This is a genomic window from Pseudomonas sp. OE 28.3 (assembly GCF_014268205.2).
GTDB lineage: Bacteria > Pseudomonadota > Gammaproteobacteria > Pseudomonadales > Pseudomonadaceae > Aquipseudomonas > Aquipseudomonas edaphica.
In genome coordinates, this window is the sequence record NZ_CP077082.1 from 4,058,752 (window position 1) to 4,076,098 (window position 17,347).

The window sequence follows — 17,347 nt, forward strand, 5'->3', positions numbered from 1 at the left end:
GTCAGCTCCGGGCAATGAGGGATACGGCAGGGAATCCACCGAAGGACAGTTCGTTGTTCTCGCCGAAGCGCAGCTTGCAGGACGACAGACAGCCCTTGCACTGGTCCAGGGCCGGATCATCCGTGGGATTGTCCTCGTCATCGAACATGGCCGCGCCGGTGTAGCCGCAATCTGGCCCCCGGTAACCGTTGGTCATCGCCCAGTGGCAGAACGTCGTCATCTGCCGGCCGGGCAAGCCGTGGTTGTCGATCTCGCCCGGGGAAGAGAGCTCCCAAACTACAGCCTCACCGTCCTCACTGGTTTTCTGGTCGATGTACCAGATCTCCAGCGCTTCCTGAGTCGGATCAGCAGTTGGGTTGCCCTCGGAGAAGTTGGCCGCGTCCAGGTACTGCGACAGAGTCTCGCGAACCGTCAGCTTGAACTTGAGCATATCCTCGAAGGCTAGGCATAACGCCGTGACGCGCCCGTTGATGTTGCCAGCGGCGAAGGTTGGTCGAGTAGCTGTGCCATCGCTGCTGGAGCCAATACCTTCAATCTGTACCGGCCAGGCCGCGTACTCGGCGCCCTGCCACCAAATTGACTTGGCCGGCAGATCCTCTTCCAAATGCTCGTAGGCCAGCAGCTCCTCAGGCGTGTGCGGGATGGCGTGCCCATGGAAGCGCAGGTAATCCGCACCGTACTCGGTGCCGTCAATTTCGAACAGACGGACCTCGCCGCCGGGCTCCAGTTTCTGGATGTCCGTGATCAGTGCCATGGGCGGTTATCTCAAGGGTGAAAGGTTTGCTGGAAGGTGGCGGTGATGGCGTAGACCTGGCCACCACGGTGCACAGGCTTGTAACCGTTGCACTTGTAGAGGCCAAGCTCGCCGAGGGGCGGCGTCCAGAGAAAGCCTTTTGCCCCCTTATGCCTGTCGAGGAACTTCCTAATCTCCAGGATACGGGATGCCATACCGGTAAACGTAACCGGCCAGGATTCCGACTGATTATTCAGTCCGTCCTCGACCGACTGCTCATAGCCATCGCCGAACTTTTTGGAACGGACGCGCTGGGTGATTTCCCCCTCCGCGCCCTTCTCCGTTGCCCAGGTGAATCGCTCGATTGCCATCAGCGCCCCTTGATTGCTTTGTTGATGACGCCGCCCTGGCCCATGTCCTTGTTGCGCAGTTGCTGATACTTCTGCTCAACGAACGCAGCCAGTTCTTTGCCAAACAGGTCGTAGCCAGGCGCGTCGGCGGAGGATGATGCGTTGCCGTCTCCGTCGATATGCACTTCGACATTGATCTGCGTTGCGCCAGCCCCGCCGCCGCCCATCGCCATAACCCCCAGCTTGCCGCTGGATGTCCGGGTCAGCGGCATGATCGCCTCCGGCCCCGCCTCGCCAGCGATCCCTGTTTTGCCGTTGGCCATACCGAACGCCGTGGGCTTGCTGACAATGGTGTTGGTAAAGGCGCCACCGTCGGCGAACATCTGTACACCCCCCGACCAGGCGCCACCCAAGGCTTGCGGGAAGTACGAACCGGAATAGCCGCCAGCTGAGGCCCCAAGGTTTGAAGACGCGGCACCAGCAGACCCAGCCGCCAGTCCGTTGCCGCCGGCCGCGCTACCGCCTAGGTAACTCGCTGCCGAGCCCACCAGGCTGCTCAGCAATGCTGAACTCGCCTGGCGTGTTGCAATGCGGCCCATATCAGCGAGAACCGACTTCGTGAAGTCTGCGAACGAGAACTTACCTGTCGTGGCGAAGTTGACGACCGCGTCTTCCATGGAGCTGAAGGCGTTGCCGAACAGGCTTTTCGTCTGCCCGGCGACGTTTCGTGCCGAATCCAAGTAGTTGTCCCACGCCGCTGTTGCGCCCTTGGTCCAATCACCCTGCGCATTTTCCACATCCGCATAGTTTTGCCGAATCTGGTCAGTGGCAGCCTTGTTCGCGTCGGCGAGCGCCTGCGACTTACGCTTGAATTCTTCCTCCGACATATTGCGCGACGGATCGGACTTCTGGTTGGCCAGCTCCAGCGACTGCTGAGCAAACCGGTCTTGCTGGCTGTTCAGCTCGCCGCTGAGTGCGTTTTGGCGGTCACCCTGCCCCACGCCAAGAACCGCGCGCTGCCCGGCAAGCTCCAGGGCTCGCTGTTGCTGCTCCAGTGCCTGCACGTAGGTGCTGATCGCGCGCTCTTGCTTGGCCAGGCGCCCGGTCTCGTTGGTCGCCAGGACTTCAAGCTGACTGTCAGCGTCCTTCTGCGCTTTGACCATCCCTGCGCGCGCGTCAGCGATCTTCTGGTCCAGCTGGATGCTCTGCGCGGCAGTGGTGGACTTCTTGCCCTTGGCGTCCTCCAGAGCGGATATCTCGGCCTCGTAGGCCGCCGTTACCTGGTCGCGCTCATTACCAATCAGGGCTTGGCGCCGTAACAGGTAGTCTGCCTCTGAAATAAGCCCAGACTTTTGCGCCGCGTCCAACTGCTTCTGGTAGTTTTTGTAGTCGGTAGCGATGGCCGCGAGGTTGTTCTTCGCGTCATTGAAGCCGGTCAGATCCACGCTGCCGGCAGCAACCGCGGGGTCTTTGTTCTTGTCCTTAATGTTTTGGATCGTCTTAGCCACATAATCTGGCTGGACGAGCGGACTGTCCGGGTTTGCTTTGCGGAGATTTTCGACGGACCGCTGGTAATCTTTGATCAGCTTGTTGCGTTTCTCTGCATTGGTCAGGTTTGAATCGCTGATTGCCTTGAGCTTCTGCTCGGCATCAATCCCTTCTTGCTGAACACGCACCTGATCCTCTTGGGCTTTGGTTCGCTGACCGCCAACAAAGACCATAAGCTGAAGCTGATACAGTTCCTTCTCAGAAGCCGCGAGTTTCTTTTTGGCGTCCGTGTCATCCGGGTCAGCTTTGAGCACGCTTCGAGCGTAAGCCGCACTTTGGGTAAGTTCAGCGATCCTTTTGGCCGGCCCTTCATCGCGACCAATATTTTTTATCGCGTCGAGGGACTTCTTGGCCTCATCCGTGATGCCTTTCCACGCCCTTTCGATAGTGCCGAGATTCTGAGTGATCTCACCAGCCCTGCCCTTTACGGTGTCGGCGTAAGTGTCGGTCAAGAGCTTCGCTGCACCAATGGTGTCGCCCTGCTCCTTAAGCGCAACAATCTGTGAGTAAACCGAGGCGGTCAGGAAGTGATACTGATCATTCAGAGACTTCGCAGCAGCAACTGGGTCCTCAGCAATCTTTACGAACTCCGCTACCGTCGCATCGACAGACTTCCCCGTCGCTTTCTCCATCGCCAAGGCGGCTTCTGAAATTTCAACGAAGCTCGCACCCGCAATCTTTCCATTGCCTGCCAGCGTCGACAGCACCTCTGCGGCCTGGCCAGTAGTACCGACCGTTGCGCTGATCTGACGCGCCATATCGCTCAGTTGGCCCGCACTCACACCGGCGTAATTGCCTGTGAGGATCAGCGCCTTGTTGTAGTTATCTTGCTCCTCACTGCCTTGATGGTAGGCGTATGCAAGACCGCCTACGGCGGCGGTAGCCAGAGCCAGCGGTGTCAGGATGGCAAGCAAGCCAACAGCCCCTGCACCCGCGCCAGCGCCCAACTGAGCCACGGCGCGAACACCACTACCCCAGTCGCCCGAAGACAATGCATTGCCCAACTGAACAACGTTTTCCTGAGCTTGCCGAGTGCCCAGGCGCAGCTTGTCGAAACCGGTATTGGTTTTTTCGAGCTTTGCGTAATCCTTATCGATATTGCTCAGGGCTTTGTTGTAATCCTCCTGGCTCAAGCGCCCAGCATCCAGATGTTTGCCCAGTTGCTCTACCTGGGTATCCAGCTTGGCCAGGGCCGCGCGAGCCGGGTCGATGGCACCCAACAGACTGTTGAGGGCCTTCTGCTCATCCATGGCCGACTTGGCCAAGGCCACCTGCTGCTTGTCGAGCTGAGCCGAGATCTTCGCTGCCTCGGCCTCGCCATAGGCGCCGGTCTTGGTCAGTTTGGCGAGCGCGTCACGCTGCTTTGCCAGGTCCTGCGTGGTTTTGGCGTTGGTAGAAAGCGATTTCTCCAGCGCCTGCATTTCGTTCATCAGCGAAACAGCGGACTGCTCGGCCCGGCCGCCAGCCTTCGCCATATCATCCAGGCTCGTTTTAGCCTGGATTGCATCGGCCGAGTCGATCTTGACGCCGAGTTCTGCAATGTTCATCGACTCACCTTGAATAAGTGCCCGTGGTTACGGGCTGTTTTCCCTTTCCTCCGCCATGACGCGCAGGGCCTCGCCTTCCAGCACCTGAATGTCAGGGAAGATTTCAGCGAGTTTCTTTTTCTTGATGCCGAGGAACCCGGCTACGTCGCGGATGCAGGTGTAGTCGAGACCGATCGCGCCGCCGGCGCCCGCCCTCCACTGAGTCGACATCCGGTTGAACAGGAAGAACGCCGGCCAGTTGCAGGGCCATACCTCGGTCACCTCTTCAAGGTCACCCGGGGAAAGCCCAAACAGACCCATCAGTTCAGCAGGTGCCGCCGGCGCGTAGAGTGCGCGGGCGGCGTCTGTCAGTTTCCCAGGCGGGCCTGGCTGAATGCGTTCTGGTAGGCGTTCACGACTGCCTCAGCAGCGCCCTGACAGGACTTCACCAATGCCAGGATGCTCTTATCGTCGAACTTGTCATCGAAGCCCCAGCCGACCACCAGGTCCTTGATCTGCTGCGCTTGCTGCTCAGTGTCAGCGGCTACGATTTCGGAAAGCGTAGGCTTATCGCCGAGGGCGGCCTGTGCCTCGTCACGCTTCAGGGTCCATTCATCGAACAAGGCGGCAAGCCCTGGACGATCCCGATACTTGAAGGTGAACTCGATCTTCTCGGGCTCGCCCCCAACGATAGGGATCGACACGAAGGCCTTGAACGTCGGGTTCTGGGCGATTCTGATCTTTGCCATGGGTTATGCCACCGCAGTCAGGTAACGGGTCGGTTCGCCCTGCAGCGCCAGGTTCACGGTCCGGGTCAGCAAGTTGCTGCGAGACACAGTCGGCTGGTTGGAGAACGATGTGAAGGCGCCGTAGAACAGCGTGTCGTTACCTGGCAGGTTCAGGCGCGCGGCCTGAATAGTCTGGCTGGCATCCGCTGCACGCAGGATGGCGTTGAACGCCTGGCCAGGGTCATCTGCAATGGTCAGCGCCAAGCTCGCGGCAGCCTTGTCGGTTGGCATCTGGCGGCCCTGCTTGTCTTCCAGGAACACCACGTCCAGATAGTTCTGGGTGCCGCCGGCGAAAGCCACGTCAGTGATTTGCGGAATCTGCACCCAGGTCAGCACCTTCTTCAGCGAGCCGATGCCGGAGCCGGCCGGATAGACCTGCGCGTCGGTAGTGTCGACCCCTTCGAGGGTGATGGCGGTGGCAGTGGCGGCCTTGACACGCACCACCCGATTGCCCAGGCGAGTCCAGCCGGATGTGACGATCACGATGTCGCCAGCCGAGAGCGTGCCGCCAGTTACAGTGGCCACGGCTTCAGCCGCGTTGCTCAGCGCCGAAAACGGGATGTCCGGGCCATAGGTCGCACCGTGCTGGAAGGTGCCGCCGTCCGGAATTTTGTAGCCCATGGGTATTTCCTCTTTGCAGATATGAAAAAACCCGCTCAATGGCGGGTTTGTGGGTTTGCCCAATGGGCGGGATCAGTTCGTGTCGGCTCGGTACAAGAACGAGACCGGGACGGTGTAGGTTGAGTCGCCGGTGATACCGGGGCCCTGGTCGACTGGGGACATGGTCACCACGGTGACAGCGCTCTTCGTGTCCCTGGCGTATAGCGGGAACAGATCGGTCAGTCCAGCCGCTATAGGGTTCGTCTTGGCCTTGCCGGTGCCCGCCGGCGCGATGATGCTGACCTGGAAAACACCGGTGAACAGCCGGTGGTCACCGCCGAGCGTGTTGCTTGCGGTGTCGCCCGGGATAGTGAAGGCTCGCAGATAGGTCTCGCCCGCCGCCGGCGTGTAGGCCGTGTTATCGAACACGATCTTCAGCTTCTCCGGCCTGGCAGCGTTCCAGGCGATTAGCTTGGCCTCGTAGATCGAAGCGATAATTGCGTGACTCATACCTGGTTGTTCCTGATGGCCTCCAGCACTATCTGCTGAAAGCGAGCCACGGTGACCCGAACCATGCCGCCGGGGGCCTGGGTGGAATGGCCGAACTCCAGCGGGATCGCGTAGGGCAAATTGTTGATGATGTAGGCGATCTGGCCGGCGGTGAAGTCGCTCATTGCTGCAACCAGCGCCGCTGTAGTTTCGGCGCCGCTCGGATCCACCTCGTCAAAGGTGACGCTCTCAACCACGCCGAGCGATATGTGCCAGTTCGCCCGGAACCGGCCGCCGACGTAGCCCTCTGGCGCCTTGATGTCCATGCCGTCGTTGAGCTTGCGGCCCTTCTTGAGCCTGCCGCCCTTCGTGAGGTTGGCCGGGTCACCGCGCAGCGCGCTGTTGTGATCATCGACGGCCTTGTTGTACTGGGTGGCCACTGCGTTCTGCGCCCAGATCTCCGGGTTACCCACGGGGGACATCCGTATCAGGCTGCTGCCGACCTCGATGATAATTTCACGCACGCTGGCATCGATGGCTTCGCTGGCCTGCGAGGCGAACTCGGCCAGGCTCAGGGCGAAGCTACCGGACTGGCCGGCGCCTGCCCGGCTCATGATCGCACCTGCAATTCATAAAGGATCGGCGTGCCCGCCGGATTGATCTCTTTCAGAGGAGGTACGATTGACCATGTGCGGCCTTGGGCTACGACTTTGTCGAGCAGACCCGGCACCCAAGCCAATCCTTGCGCGGCAATCTTGAGCTTCTTGTCGCCCTGCCTGATGAGGCTGTTGTTCTGGAATTCCAGGCCGGTGAAGTCGAGCAGGATGCCGTGGGCGATCTGCTCGATGGTTGCGCCAGGCGCTTCCCCGCCCGTCTCCGGGTCGTACTCGCCCGGATCAGTCTTGCTGATGGTCACGGGCTGGCCGAACTCTGTGATCATATCCAGAGCCATCACGGCCATTTCGTCGTAGAAGGTGGCCATGTTGGTCTCCGTTGAAGCTATGCGCGGATTGCGAACAGCCCGCGCTTTTGTAGGTAGTCGGCAAACTGCGTAGCGCTCGGTCGATCCGGCGCCGCCGGCAACAGTCGACCGCTGGTGTTGGAAATCGTGGCGTACTCGCGTGTTACCGCGCCTTCGACACGCTCCAGAGTCACAGCACCCTTGCGCTTCTCCACCGGGTCAATGTCGTCCTGATGGATCTCGGTGGCCAAGGCCATCTGTCCGTACTGGATCCGCGCCGGCAGGTAGTTGTCTGGTTTGATCTGGCAGTCCAGTTCAACGCCCCGACGCGGCCAGGACAGGGCCTGCTCGCTGTTCATCTTGCGGCCTTTCCAGGTTTTGCCATCCATCGCCAAGGCGGCCCGACGAAGCAATGCTTCCTGCTCAAGAACGCCCGCGGGAATGACCGTGCCGAACTTCACGGCATACATGTCCAGGTCCTCGGCGCTCGCGTAGCTTTCGGCGTCAGGCTTACCGGTGCCGTCCTCGATGATGAGTGCCATGAGTTATTCCGCAGGAATGAGTTTTACAAGGTCAGCTTTCGGCGCCTTCGGGTCGAACTCGACACCTTGAGCGGTCAGCCATTCGCGCAATTCTGCCACATCCATCTTTCCTGGGTTGGTTTCATCGCCTTCTTCTGCGTACTCGGCCTTCAGCTTGGCCTTGGGCGGGCTTTCAGATTCGTTCTCGCGGCTTTCGGTCACGTTCGCATCGATGATGCGCAGACCGGCCTTCTTGGCCAATGCCTTCACATCGTCTTCATAACGGTGGAATGGCCCCGGAAGGTACCAGATGTTTTTATCAGTCATCGTTGCTACTCCGCTGCGCCAGGGCTATTGCCCCGGAGCAGTCATCGAAGGGTTACTTGGAGGCATCACCGATCAGAGCCACACCGGCGGCGTGCTTGATGCTGGTGGCGGTCTTGTCCCAGTTGGTACCGGTCGCCAGTTCGGCGTCGGTTGGCGACTTGCCGCCGGTGGTGGTGTCCCAGGTGTACCCCTTCAGGCCCAGGCCGAAGGTGTAGTCGGTCTGGAGCGTGGTTTCGATACGCTCCTTGCCGTTGGTGGTCTGGACGTTGCTGATGATGTCGCGGCCGTCATGGACCAACGCAGCGCCTTGCACCAGGGACAGGATGATTTCCTTGTTCGGGGTGCCGGCCTGCATCAGAGCCGGGGCATCCGTCACAACGGAGATCTTGCCCAGAATGTCGATCACGCGGACGTTACCGGCCTGGAACAGTTGGTTCTGGTTCGCCAGGTTCTGGCCAACCAACTTGTGGTAGCTAGTGCCCTGCATCACCTGGGTAACCAGGTTCTGGCTCGCATCGCCGAACTTCGCGTGAGCGTTGTTCAGGCCAGCGTAGGTGATGCCAGCGGTAGCCGACACATCGTTGACCGCGGTGGCCTGGGCGGTGATTGCAGCAACCAGGGCAGCGATCGCGGTGTTCAGCTGGTCCTTCAGCAGGATTTCAGCGAACGCGCGACTGGCGACTTCAATGCCTTGCGCGGTTGGACGCTCCAGCCAAGTCATCTGCGATGGCTCGTAGCGGATCGGACCGAAGCCACCGGCGACCTTCACCGAAGTGTTCTTCAGCTCAGTCAGGTCGGTTGCAGCGACAGCAGCGTTCGCGCTGTAGCGATCCACGCGGCGCTGGGCGGCGGCCAGGGTCTGGAAGAACGACTCTTGGAGGAAGTCACCAGTGAAGCCGTCTGGGGACAGCACGATTGCACCACGGCTGGCGGCGTTGAAAGCGGCTAGATACTGATCCAGCGTCTCGAGAGTCGCCGGCATGATGTATTCGTTGAAAACCTGCATTTGCGACAGGGACATGAGTTATTTCCTTACGATTGTGGGAGATCCGGGAACCGGCTCGCGATCGCGGCCTGTCGTTCCTCTTTGGTGCCGCCGATTTTTCCTTTTGCGGCCCCGCCGCCACCTCCAGCACCAGCAGCCCCGCCGCCAGATGCCTTACTACCCGCGATCAACGGCGCGAAGGCCGTGTCGTTTGCGAATTCTGCTTTCAGCTCGTCCAGCGTTGCCGCCGAGAGCTTGCCCTGCTGATCAAGGACAACCACAACAGGCTTCCCGTCGCGCTGCTCGACGCTCAGACGGCGCTCGATGTGCGGCAACAGGGCTTTGGCGCTGCCTGGGATTGCCAGGGCAGACGCGATATCGGTAGCGGTACGGCCAACAGTCAGATCCCGGATCTGAGTGCTCAGCGTGCCTCGCTCCTGCTCCAACATGCCGTTCAGCTCAGCTTCGCGGCGGGTGTATTTTTCAGACCAGGAACGCTCGAGCTCTTCGACGTTGCCGGATTTGCGAGCGGCTTCTTCACGCTCAGTGCGAGCCAACTCTTCTGCCTCGCGGGCTTTCTTCTCGGCCAGCTTCTTCTCGCCGAGCAGTTCATCAACCTTGGCTTTCAGGCCGGTTACATCTTCTTGCTGCGGCAAACCTTCAATGCCGAGTACGAACTTGCCGTCCTTCTCGGTGTAAAGAGCGCGCACGGCTTCATCCACCCCTTCCAGGGTATCCAGTTGGAATTTCAGCATTGGTTGTCTCCCAGAGACGTAGGTGCAGGCCCTGCCTGCAGGCATTAAAAAACCCGCCGAAGCGGGTTTAGGTATTCAGTTCATCAATGGTGGGAATAGGTATCTCGCGTCGACGCTCCGTCAGGTTTACAACCTTATGATTAATCGCAATACCTCGAATGTTGAGCGGTTCCGCTATTACTTTAAGGAAGGACTCGAACTCTGAGTCATCCATCAAATAACACTCACCGCCAGCAACCCATACCTTGTTGAATTTCGCATATTCACCCGTTGATGCGGTAATAAGCCCAAGTTTTGGCAACGGTTTTTTATTAAAAAAGTAACTTGTCACATAGCTGCTCATCGGCAGATCTTCAGACATACCAAGCTCCTTGCTTAATGGGAGCGACAATCAATAACAGCTCTTCTGTCATGTATCAATTTTCTCATCCAAACGCTCGCTCAAATGCCAAAGGCTCAAGAGCCTTCATTTGCACAAGGGTCAAAGGAGCAAAGTTGCGATCAAGCTGCAGTTCGGAGAATCGTTCGATGGTTAGGCCGCCTTCGCGGAAGAGCTTGGCCCGAACCGGGCCGATGGCCTTGTCTTGAAAGGCTGCCGGCTGCTGCTTAAGCCAGTCGTAGTAGCTTAGGTCTGCCCTCACCTGCTGGGCGCCGGCGTCACCGATGGATGCCCGAGTGGCATCCTTAGCAAACAGAGCGCTGAAGCGCGTCACCGCCACCACCGTCGAGCGGCAATTGATGTGGATCGGTGGCCTCGGCCCCTCAGTCAGCTTGAATCGTCGCTTATCGAGCGTCCGGCACTGGCTGGTGGTCTTCGAATCCAAGGTGCTGACCCACTCCACTGACTGCACGACGTCGTTGTTTTCCTTCAGCGTCTCCATGCGCGCCTGGGTGGCAACGTGCTGCACTGCCGTCCGCACGATGGCGCCGGCGTTGCGGTTGGTCGTGGCCAGGATGCCGTCGTTGTACTGGAGCGCCTTGGTACCGCGAATATTCTTGATGATCTGGAAGTTCGTCTGGCCTTCGAAGAAGCCCTGCCTGATCGCGCCTGTGAGGCGTTGCCGCTCAGTGGCGGTGAAGCCATCAATGAACGACTTGAGCAGCTTCCCGCCATCAGCACCGCGTACGCTGAGCGGATTAGTGAGGATTGCCGCCCTGATTGCCGCCGCACCGGGCACTGCGGCATCGAAGGTCACACCCACCGGCGCCGCCCGGGTCAGGCTGGTCGCTTCAAACTCAGCCTCATAGTTGGCGATATCCACCAGGTCGAGGTTCAGCTTCTCGCTATAGCGGTCGAAGATGCCCAGCAACAGGCTGTCAACCTCGCTGAGCAGCCGCTCCAGGCGGGCGATGGTGTAATCCGTCAGGTCCGTCCGGGTCAGCCGCTCGCGTATCGAGCGGTCGATCTCCTTGAGGAAGGGGGCGAACTTCGCCACCTCCCCTGACTTCAGCTGCTCCAGGAACACGGCATGCCGGATGGTGGCGTCAAGGATTGCTTGGTTTGCCGCCATTCGGAATTACCTCGTCTTCATCCAGGTCAGGCCCAGTGCTTTGCGCTTCCAGTTCGCCACGGATTTCGTCGTCCGTCTTCTCCGGGTTAATCACGCCGCGATCGCGGAGGTATTGCCAGAAGTCGCCCTCCGGCAGCTTGCCGCCCTGCACTGCGTTGAACAACGCCGCAAGGATCGTTGCGTCCAGAGTGATCTGGCTGAAGTCTTGGTTGAGCTTGTAGACCACCTCACCGGGCGCGTTCACGAACTCAGCCATCCACTCAAGACACTGGCTGTACGCTTCGCTAACGTTGCTCACCACCAGGGAAAGCACGCTGTGTTCGGCGGCGCTGTCGTTGTCCGCCTGGGTTGCAGTCTTCACCGCGCTTCCGCGCTCGATCAGTCTGGCGCCGAGTGACACCATGTCCTGCTTCTTGGCGTCCATGGCCTCCTTCACAAGCGTGTTCGGCTCAGGCTGAGCAAAGCCACACGACCCGCTGGCAGGAAGCGTCAGCGGCGCCCTGGAGCCGACATAAATGCCATTGGCCTCAAGGTGATCGCGCCAGGCCTCGTCCAACCCCGAAATCCAGAATTGCGGTTGTCCGGAAAACCACACCGAGTCCTCGTAGTCCGCACTGTTGCAGTAATGACCGATGTTCAGCACCGCCATGTCGTACAGCGGTGAGTCATCGATGCTGGTGTCGTTGTTCTCGCTGCCGAGAAATTGAAATGGAATCACGCGCCATGGCTGCCCAGCTCCATTGAGCGGGGTGAATGGTGGGATGACCATCGCCGTTTCGCTTGAGCCTTCCTGCCACAGCTCCTGGGTATATACGCCGGCCACATCCAGGCGCAACACGCGGTACTGCACGACCTTTTCGCTTCCAAAGCCGTCATCAGTGTCGATGTCTGCCTCTTCGCGCAACACGACCAGACTCAGCAGGTGCTGACCGCCAACCTTGCGTGTCTTCCAGTTCCGGATTGATTCGGCCGGGTAGCTCGCAACGTTCGCACGGGCGCGCCCGGCCTGCTCATCTGCCTTGCTCACCGTACCGGCCTGCACCGCGGCGTAATCCACCAGCAGGCCGTGACGACCGACTTCGAGCAGATGCCCGATGACTGACTGCGACTGCTGGTAAACGCTCACGCCCTGCCCGTCGACGTCCGTGGCTACGTAATCAAGCGCACCAGGTACGGTTAAAGTTGGCCATGTGCGGAACACGGCACCTACCAAGCTGTGCTTCGTGCGGCCTGTAGCGTTGTAGAACACTGCACGCTGCTTGTACGACTTATACCGCTCGATGTTCTCAGGACTGGTGTCGTGATGATTGGGCTTGGGCAAATACACATCGCCGCGCCCCTTTACCGTCTCGGAGCCCTTGCACACGTCGCGCACCAGCCGCCAACGGGACTGTGCCGCGTCGTATTCCGGGCGGGTGTATGTGACGTCTGCCATTAGCGTGCGAATCCCATTTTGATTGATTTGACCGGCTTCTTTGCGCTCTTGGCGACAGCGAAGTACCGGAATGCATCAGAGCCGTGAGACGTCCAGTCATGCAGCGGCTTGTCTTTCCAGCAGCCCTTCTTGTCGTCCCACTCCTTGCGATAGTTCTCGAGGCAAGCAATGCCTTCTTCGCACTTCGATTCGTCGAAGGCGCACTTGGACAGAATTTCGCGGGCCTGCTCGATGCCGTCGTCCACCCCGATCTTCGGGACAACCTGGAACGTCATCCGGTAAACCTGGCCATCGATCTCGTAACCCTCTCGGGCTATGTCCTTGCGCGTCTTCGCATCACTGCCGAACTCACGGTTCTCGATATCGTGCGGCCCCCAATGCTCGGAGTACGTGTAACCCTTGTCCTTGAGCACCTTCATGTAGTGCCGCAGACCTTCGCCTGAGTTCTCGTAGTAATCGATGACGTGGTATTGCTCGCCGACCTGGCGCACAAACCAAATGGCGGTTGAGTCGCTAACGCCGATGTCCCAAATGGTCATCACTGGCAGGTGGTTGTTGTCGGGCAGAGTGCCGATGCGCTGAGCTGCATACAGCTTGGTGAACTGCTGCGCGTAGTAGGCGCCCTCGACGGACTGTTGGAAGGCTTCGACAGGGATCGACGGGTACTCCCGCTTCATGTCGTCGCCAAGCGTCTTCTCTTTGGCCGCGTACCAGGCGCGCTGGCCCGGGTTCGTGTCTATGCCGTGTTTCGCGAACAGCTCGTTGAAGTAGTCGGTCAGGCGCTGCGGGATGACCACGTCAGTGGGATCAAGCCAATAAGCCTTGTTATTCCACCAACTGAAGAAAAAGAACTTCCAGTCCAGCAGGCCCAGTGGCACCCCGGCCAGTTGCTGGCGCTCTGCTGACTGGCTGTAATCAAAGAAATAGCCGGCTCGACCCTCTGCCGTTGACTCAATGGTGACGAAACACTCAGCAGCGACAGCCTCGAAAGCACCGGTGACGATCTCCCGCGCCTTGTGTGGGAACTTGGCGCAGATCTTCCCGAACTCGGATACGTGCAGGTAGCGCAGCGTGCCGCCACGGAACGAGGTGGAAACGTAAAGCGAACCGCCCTTGCTGAACACCAGCTCGCCGGCCGCGTCGTTCCGCGCCGGGTTGGCAGCTCGAAGCTCCTTCGGCAGATTGTCGTAGGCGTATTTCACCTTTTCCCGGAAAAGGCGCTTCGCGTCGTTCAGTGTGTGAGCGATCAAGGCGCACTTGGCAGCCTCGAACAACGCTGCATCCAACTGGACGATGCACACCAGCGTCGTAAAGCCCAGCTGGCGAGCTTTCAGGATGATGTTCCGGGTATGCATCCCCTGGAAGTAATCGATCTGCTCCTGCGTCATGCGGAAGCGAACCTTCTTTCCCTGCTTGTCGGTGATGAAGTAGAGATTATTCAGTCGCCAGAACCGATCCCGAAGCAGCTTCATGTGCTCGGGTTTCATATCAGGCGTCCTGTGATAGTTCGTCCATCATCTTCGAGATCTCGTCGGCGTCGTCCGTCTTCTCCTTCTCGTCCAGGCTGAATGCCTGACGCTCCAGAACTTGCAGGTTCTTCATTGCTGAGGAAAGCTGAAACAAGGTTTTGGAATTGCTCGGTAGCGCGACAGCAGCGAGCATCGAGGACCGGCGCATGCCGTTGCTGTCTTCCGAGGTTTCATCCTCGATCGCGTCTTCGATCTCTTCGCGGCGCTGAATGGTATTGAGCAGGTCATCCATCAGCAGGTTCGCAAGGTTCGTGGCCTTGCGAATGTCTCGGCGATGGCTGCGAACCACCCTGGCCCCTTCTTCTGCGGCCTCTTCGATGATCTCGGCGTCAAGTTCGCAGTTCGCGCCTTGGTCGTTGCGAACCTCTCCGCGAACCAGCTTGCTGCGAACCTCTTTGCGCACCTGGTCAGAAAGGTCTCTCGCCCATCCTTGAACCTTGGCTTTCTTCCGGATTGCCGTGTCGCTCACGCCTTGGCGCTCTGCGATAGTCCTGATGGAAAGCGAACCTGCCCGGTAGGCACGTTCGATCGCCTCCCAGTCGGGTTGCTTGCTTGTCATGGGGAATCCTTAGTCTTTCTTGATGAACACTCTGCGAATCTTGCCGCCGGTGCTGGTGTCGCGCTTGGAGGCCATCTCTACCGCCTGATAAGCACTGGCGCCCATGTCCATTGCGGCGAACGCGTAGGGCGTACCGCTACCAATGGCGTAAGGGCGATCCAGCATTATCGGCGACCTCCACAGGCCAGTAGCGTCATCCACTGCAACCAGCATCAACTGCTCACCATCCAACACGATGGCCGTAACGTCGATGTTGCCTTCAGGCTTTGCACCGAAGTAAGCATCAACCAGGCGCTGATAGTCAGAGACGGCGCCGGAGCAGAAGAACTTCACACCGTTGCGCTCAAGGCATTTTTCGTAATCGTCGTAGGTGATCACATCACCACGGGTTACCTGGGAGTCATAGGCGATCACGCCGTCTTTGTAGGCAATGGTCGTCATACTGAGTCTCAATGAGGGAGATAGGTCGGGACAGAAAGGTCGGAGTGTCTACACTGAGGCACAAGTCTCGTCAGAGGCTCACGATCACTAACCTTGAATAGAAGGCATGCATGGAAAGCTCCCCTCAATTGCTACGCGCTGGAATAGCCACGTTTTTCCTTTTACTCAGTATCGCGCTGTCAGTGGCGCGCATGGCAAAACCCACCAAAATTTTAGGCAAATGGCAGAGCACGGCATTGAGCGCAATGCTCGGCATGGGGGCTGGTTTCTCTGTGATCCTGATCTGGTCATTCTGCGTGGCTCGCGGATACCCAAGTCGCTTGGATATCTACGCCCTCGTGGCATCAGTCACTAACGGTACCTTTTATACAGCGGCCTTCATGACCGCGTGCCTTCGCTCTCTTTCAGCAATTCGCGAGAAACGCGGCGCATGAAAACTCGACAAGACTCGCGCAATTCACCTTGCATTGGCGCATCCTAAAACGTGGCGCGGATTACTTACCCCGGCGTTCGACCCCACCAGGGGCCTTATCACAGTGCAGGCAGTGCTCACAGTTCAGCGTCCGGCACAGCCAGACCTTCACCCGCTGCCAGTAAGTGACCATGAAGATGTGGCGAGCACCAGCCAGGGCCAGGGACACATGCAGCGTCAGTCCAGCACTGGTCGGGCCGAATAAGATGTTCTGGCTGCGCGCCATGACGACGAAACCGCTGATCGCGATCGTCGAGTAGATCAGCTTCCCGAGAATGCCGTCCCTCACCTTCCCGCTCAGTACGCACCATGCTGCCCACAGCGCGATAAGGCCGCAGGCGATGGAGTTGATCAGTTCAAGATTCATGGTGGATTGCCTCCCCCGAACCGCTGGCGGATAAGCGCCCAGAGGTCAGCGGATTTGATGGCTCGATTGATGGCCGCCAGGAGCGAGCCTCCGAATGCCCCCAGCAGGAAGCCGATGCCGGCAACGATCTTCGGTTCGGTCACGCCAAGGTAGGTGCTGACCATGCTCGTGAGGTAGATCGAGCAGGCCATGCCCGTGATGAGGAAGATCATCCAGGCGCGCCAGTCGTTCAAGTCGTCCTTGTGCCACCAGCTGGCGATCACAGCCCCAACGAGGCCCGCGATTAGCAATTCGAACCTGTCGATTTTGTCGAGCAGGCGCTGTAGATACTCCATGCGCTCGACTCCGTGGGGCATGTTTGAAATAGGTCAGCCCCGGCGGCACTCCCTGCTTAGAGCGAAGGGTGTGGCGGGGCCGAAAACGAAAAAGCCCCGGCGAATGCCGAGGCTCTTGGTCGAGTTAAAAAGCGTTGTTCCAGTGATACGTGTAGAAAGTCGGGAGATCACCCGTACCGTGATCTGGATAGAACACACCACGTGTAGGAACAGCGGTCGGGGTGAAGCCAAATCGAGCCCACCGAGGAACCCCATCTACAACGACAACGTTGCCGTCATCTTGCACCTGCAGGTAAGCGCGATCCGCAGCCCCGTTAATCCAATCACCGCTGGTTGCCCAGGTACGACTACCTACACGGTCGACCAAAAAGGCAGAGCCTTGCATGTAGAAGCAAGTGACCAAATCTGTATTTGGACGGTTGTCTACATACGTGTAGGGAACGCTGCTATCAGCCACCCAGATTGGAACGCCGTTATCGTAGAGCCGTAGATTTCCATCAGCCTCTAGGATCAGTTTGTATCGTTTGCTTGGAGATTCGAGATACTGCCCCGCCACCAGACAGTTACGCGGAGGTAGGATAGCGGTGCCATTATTGGCGCTGTTAAAAAGGATAATACGAAAGCCACTATGGGACATTTTTTCACCTATTGAATCGAATGATTGATAGCGGAGGATTCCGCATTCATGTCGCTCAAAGGCGATTGCTCGAGGCTCGCGGCCTTCACATGATTCAACGTCCCGCATCGGGAACATTTGATCTGGAGCTCTGTAAACCCACCCGTGCGGGCGAGAAGTCTTTTGCAGTTACCACATCTGAATTCTTTCAACATCTGCAAAGTCCTTTGCTGAATCGCCCTTTCCGTGGGCAATAAAAAACCCGACACGATGGTCGGGTTCCTAGAATTTGGTGTGTCGGACAAGCGACACGGTGTTACTGGCTGAGTATCCAAGAAGCAAATCTTGGCACTCGAATGGTCAAAGCAGGCAGGCTGTTGACGTAGAGGGCTGTTGACGCGTTTGCCGCAAAATTTACCGCGGTTTTACTAATCAATTTAACCATACGACGACCTCCTTCTTGTCCAGACTGTTGTGATGCGTTAGGTGTATCAATCAC

The 17,347-nt window shown here is 58.7% G+C and carries 24 protein-coding genes; 1 reads left to right on the top strand and 23 read right to left on the bottom strand.

The window, feature by feature from the left end; translation table 11 throughout:
• Position 1: 1 nt before the first annotated feature.
• From HU759_RS17970 to HU759_RS18060, 19 genes are all read right to left on the bottom strand, one after another.
• On the bottom strand, positions 2–754 hold the full coding sequence (locus HU759_RS17970) for a phage minor tail protein L (protein ID WP_186617627.1): 753 nt from the start codon (positions 752–754) through the stop codon (positions 2–4).
• Between the two features lie 11 nt (positions 755–765).
• Positions 766–1,104: a phage tail protein gene (locus tag HU759_RS17975; protein ID WP_138453577.1), complete on the bottom strand. Its 339-nt coding sequence runs from the start codon at positions 1,102–1,104 to the stop codon at positions 766–768.
• The gene (locus tag HU759_RS17980; protein ID WP_186617628.1) at positions 1,104–4,178 is read right to left on the bottom strand and encodes a phage tail tape measure protein; all 3,075 of its coding nucleotides are present in this window, start codon (positions 4,176–4,178) and stop codon (positions 1,104–1,106) included. Before HU759_RS17980 ends, HU759_RS17975 begins: the two co-directional genes overlap by 1 nt.
• Before the next feature lie 27 nt (positions 4,179–4,205).
• Entirely contained in the window at positions 4,206–4,478 is a 273-nt protein-coding gene (locus HU759_RS17985) for a DUF1799 domain-containing protein (protein ID WP_186617629.1), read from the bottom strand.
• 47 nt (positions 4,479–4,525) lie between these two features.
• Positions 4,526–4,906 carry a phage tail assembly chaperone gene (locus HU759_RS17990; RefSeq protein ID WP_053256732.1) on the bottom strand — a complete coding sequence of 127 codons (381 nt, stop codon included), beginning with the start codon at positions 4,904–4,906 and terminating at the stop codon, positions 4,526–4,528.
• 3 nt (positions 4,907–4,909) lie between these two features.
• Positions 4,910–5,566, bottom strand: a complete 657-nt coding sequence (locus HU759_RS17995) for a phage tail protein (protein WP_186617630.1) — start codon at positions 5,564–5,566, stop codon at positions 4,910–4,912.
• Between the two features lie 72 nt (positions 5,567–5,638).
• Complete coding sequence (locus HU759_RS18000) at positions 5,639–6,055, bottom strand: phage tail terminator-like protein (RefSeq protein WP_186617631.1); 417 nt, start codon at positions 6,053–6,055, stop codon at positions 5,639–5,641.
• Entirely contained in the window at positions 6,052–6,648 is a 597-nt protein-coding gene (locus HU759_RS18005) for a hypothetical protein (RefSeq protein ID WP_186617633.1), read from the bottom strand. Before HU759_RS18005 ends, HU759_RS18000 begins: the two co-directional genes overlap by 4 nt.
• Entirely contained in the window at positions 6,645–7,016 is a 372-nt protein-coding gene (locus tag HU759_RS18010) for a hypothetical protein (protein WP_186617634.1), read from the bottom strand. Before HU759_RS18010 ends, HU759_RS18005 begins: the two co-directional genes overlap by 4 nt.
• Before the next feature lie 17 nt (positions 7,017–7,033).
• On the bottom strand, positions 7,034–7,537 hold the full coding sequence (locus tag HU759_RS18015; RefSeq protein WP_186617635.1) for a DnaT-like ssDNA-binding protein: 504 nt from the start codon (positions 7,535–7,537) through the stop codon (positions 7,034–7,036).
• A 3-nt stretch (positions 7,538–7,540) separates the two neighbouring features.
• Positions 7,541–7,843, bottom strand: a complete 303-nt coding sequence (locus HU759_RS18020) for a HeH/LEM domain-containing protein (protein ID WP_186617636.1) — start codon at positions 7,841–7,843, stop codon at positions 7,541–7,543.
• A gap of 52 nt (positions 7,844–7,895) precedes the next feature.
• Complete coding sequence (locus tag HU759_RS18025) at positions 7,896–8,864, bottom strand: major capsid protein (RefSeq protein ID WP_186617637.1); 969 nt, start codon at positions 8,862–8,864, stop codon at positions 7,896–7,898.
• Positions 8,865–8,875: 11 nt separating this feature from the next.
• On the bottom strand, positions 8,876–9,583 hold the full coding sequence (locus HU759_RS18030) for a hypothetical protein (protein WP_128593529.1): 708 nt from the start codon (positions 9,581–9,583) through the stop codon (positions 8,876–8,878).
• Positions 9,584–9,650: 67 nt separating this feature from the next.
• A complete protein-coding gene (locus HU759_RS18035; RefSeq protein WP_186617638.1) occupies positions 9,651–9,944 on the bottom strand; it encodes a hypothetical protein in 294 nt (97 codons plus the stop codon).
• Positions 9,945–10,008: 64 nt separating this feature from the next.
• The gene (locus HU759_RS18040) at positions 10,009–11,094 is read right to left on the bottom strand and encodes a minor capsid protein (protein ID WP_186617639.1); all 1,086 of its coding nucleotides are present in this window, start codon (positions 11,092–11,094) and stop codon (positions 10,009–10,011) included.
• Positions 11,069–12,529, bottom strand: coding sequence for a DUF4055 domain-containing protein (locus HU759_RS18045; RefSeq protein ID WP_186617640.1), 1,461 nt, complete (start codon positions 12,527–12,529; stop codon positions 11,069–11,071). Before HU759_RS18045 ends, HU759_RS18040 begins: the two co-directional genes overlap by 26 nt.
• Positions 12,529–14,016 (bottom strand): terminase, encoded by a 1,488-nt coding sequence (locus HU759_RS18050; RefSeq protein WP_186617642.1) that lies wholly within the window; start codon positions 14,014–14,016, stop codon positions 12,529–12,531. Before HU759_RS18050 ends, HU759_RS18045 begins: the two co-directional genes overlap by 1 nt.
• Position 14,017: 1 nt before the next feature.
• Positions 14,018–14,617, bottom strand: a complete 600-nt coding sequence (locus tag HU759_RS18055) for a hypothetical protein (RefSeq protein ID WP_186617644.1) — start codon at positions 14,615–14,617, stop codon at positions 14,018–14,020.
• Positions 14,618–14,626: 9 nt separating this feature from the next.
• Positions 14,627–15,058 carry a proteasome subunit beta gene (locus HU759_RS18060; protein ID WP_186617646.1) on the bottom strand — a complete coding sequence of 144 codons (432 nt, stop codon included), beginning with the start codon at positions 15,056–15,058 and terminating at the stop codon, positions 14,627–14,629.
• A gap of 110 nt (positions 15,059–15,168) precedes the next feature.
• Between HU759_RS18060 and HU759_RS18065 the strand changes: the two genes are divergently transcribed.
• The gene (locus tag HU759_RS18065) at positions 15,169–15,492 is read left to right on the top strand and encodes a hypothetical protein (RefSeq protein WP_186617647.1); all 324 of its coding nucleotides are present in this window, start codon (positions 15,169–15,171) and stop codon (positions 15,490–15,492) included.
• A 60-nt stretch (positions 15,493–15,552) separates the two neighbouring features.
• Here HU759_RS18065 and HU759_RS18070 read toward each other — a convergent pair whose 3' ends face one another.
• The 4 genes from HU759_RS18070 to HU759_RS18085 form a co-directional block, all read right to left on the bottom strand.
• Entirely contained in the window at positions 15,553–15,897 is a 345-nt protein-coding gene (locus HU759_RS18070) for a hypothetical protein (RefSeq protein ID WP_186617648.1), read from the bottom strand.
• Positions 15,894–16,232 (bottom strand): hypothetical protein, encoded by a 339-nt coding sequence (locus HU759_RS18075; protein WP_003218335.1) that lies wholly within the window; start codon positions 16,230–16,232, stop codon positions 15,894–15,896. Before HU759_RS18075 ends, HU759_RS18070 begins: the two co-directional genes overlap by 4 nt.
• A gap of 124 nt (positions 16,233–16,356) precedes the next feature.
• Positions 16,357–16,869 (bottom strand): hypothetical protein, encoded by a 513-nt coding sequence (locus HU759_RS18080; protein ID WP_186617649.1) that lies wholly within the window; start codon positions 16,867–16,869, stop codon positions 16,357–16,359.
• Between the two features lie 8 nt (positions 16,870–16,877).
• Entirely contained in the window at positions 16,878–17,069 is a 192-nt protein-coding gene (locus tag HU759_RS18085; RefSeq protein WP_081214437.1) for a Com family DNA-binding transcriptional regulator, read from the bottom strand.
• Positions 17,070–17,347: the final 278 nt, after the last annotated feature.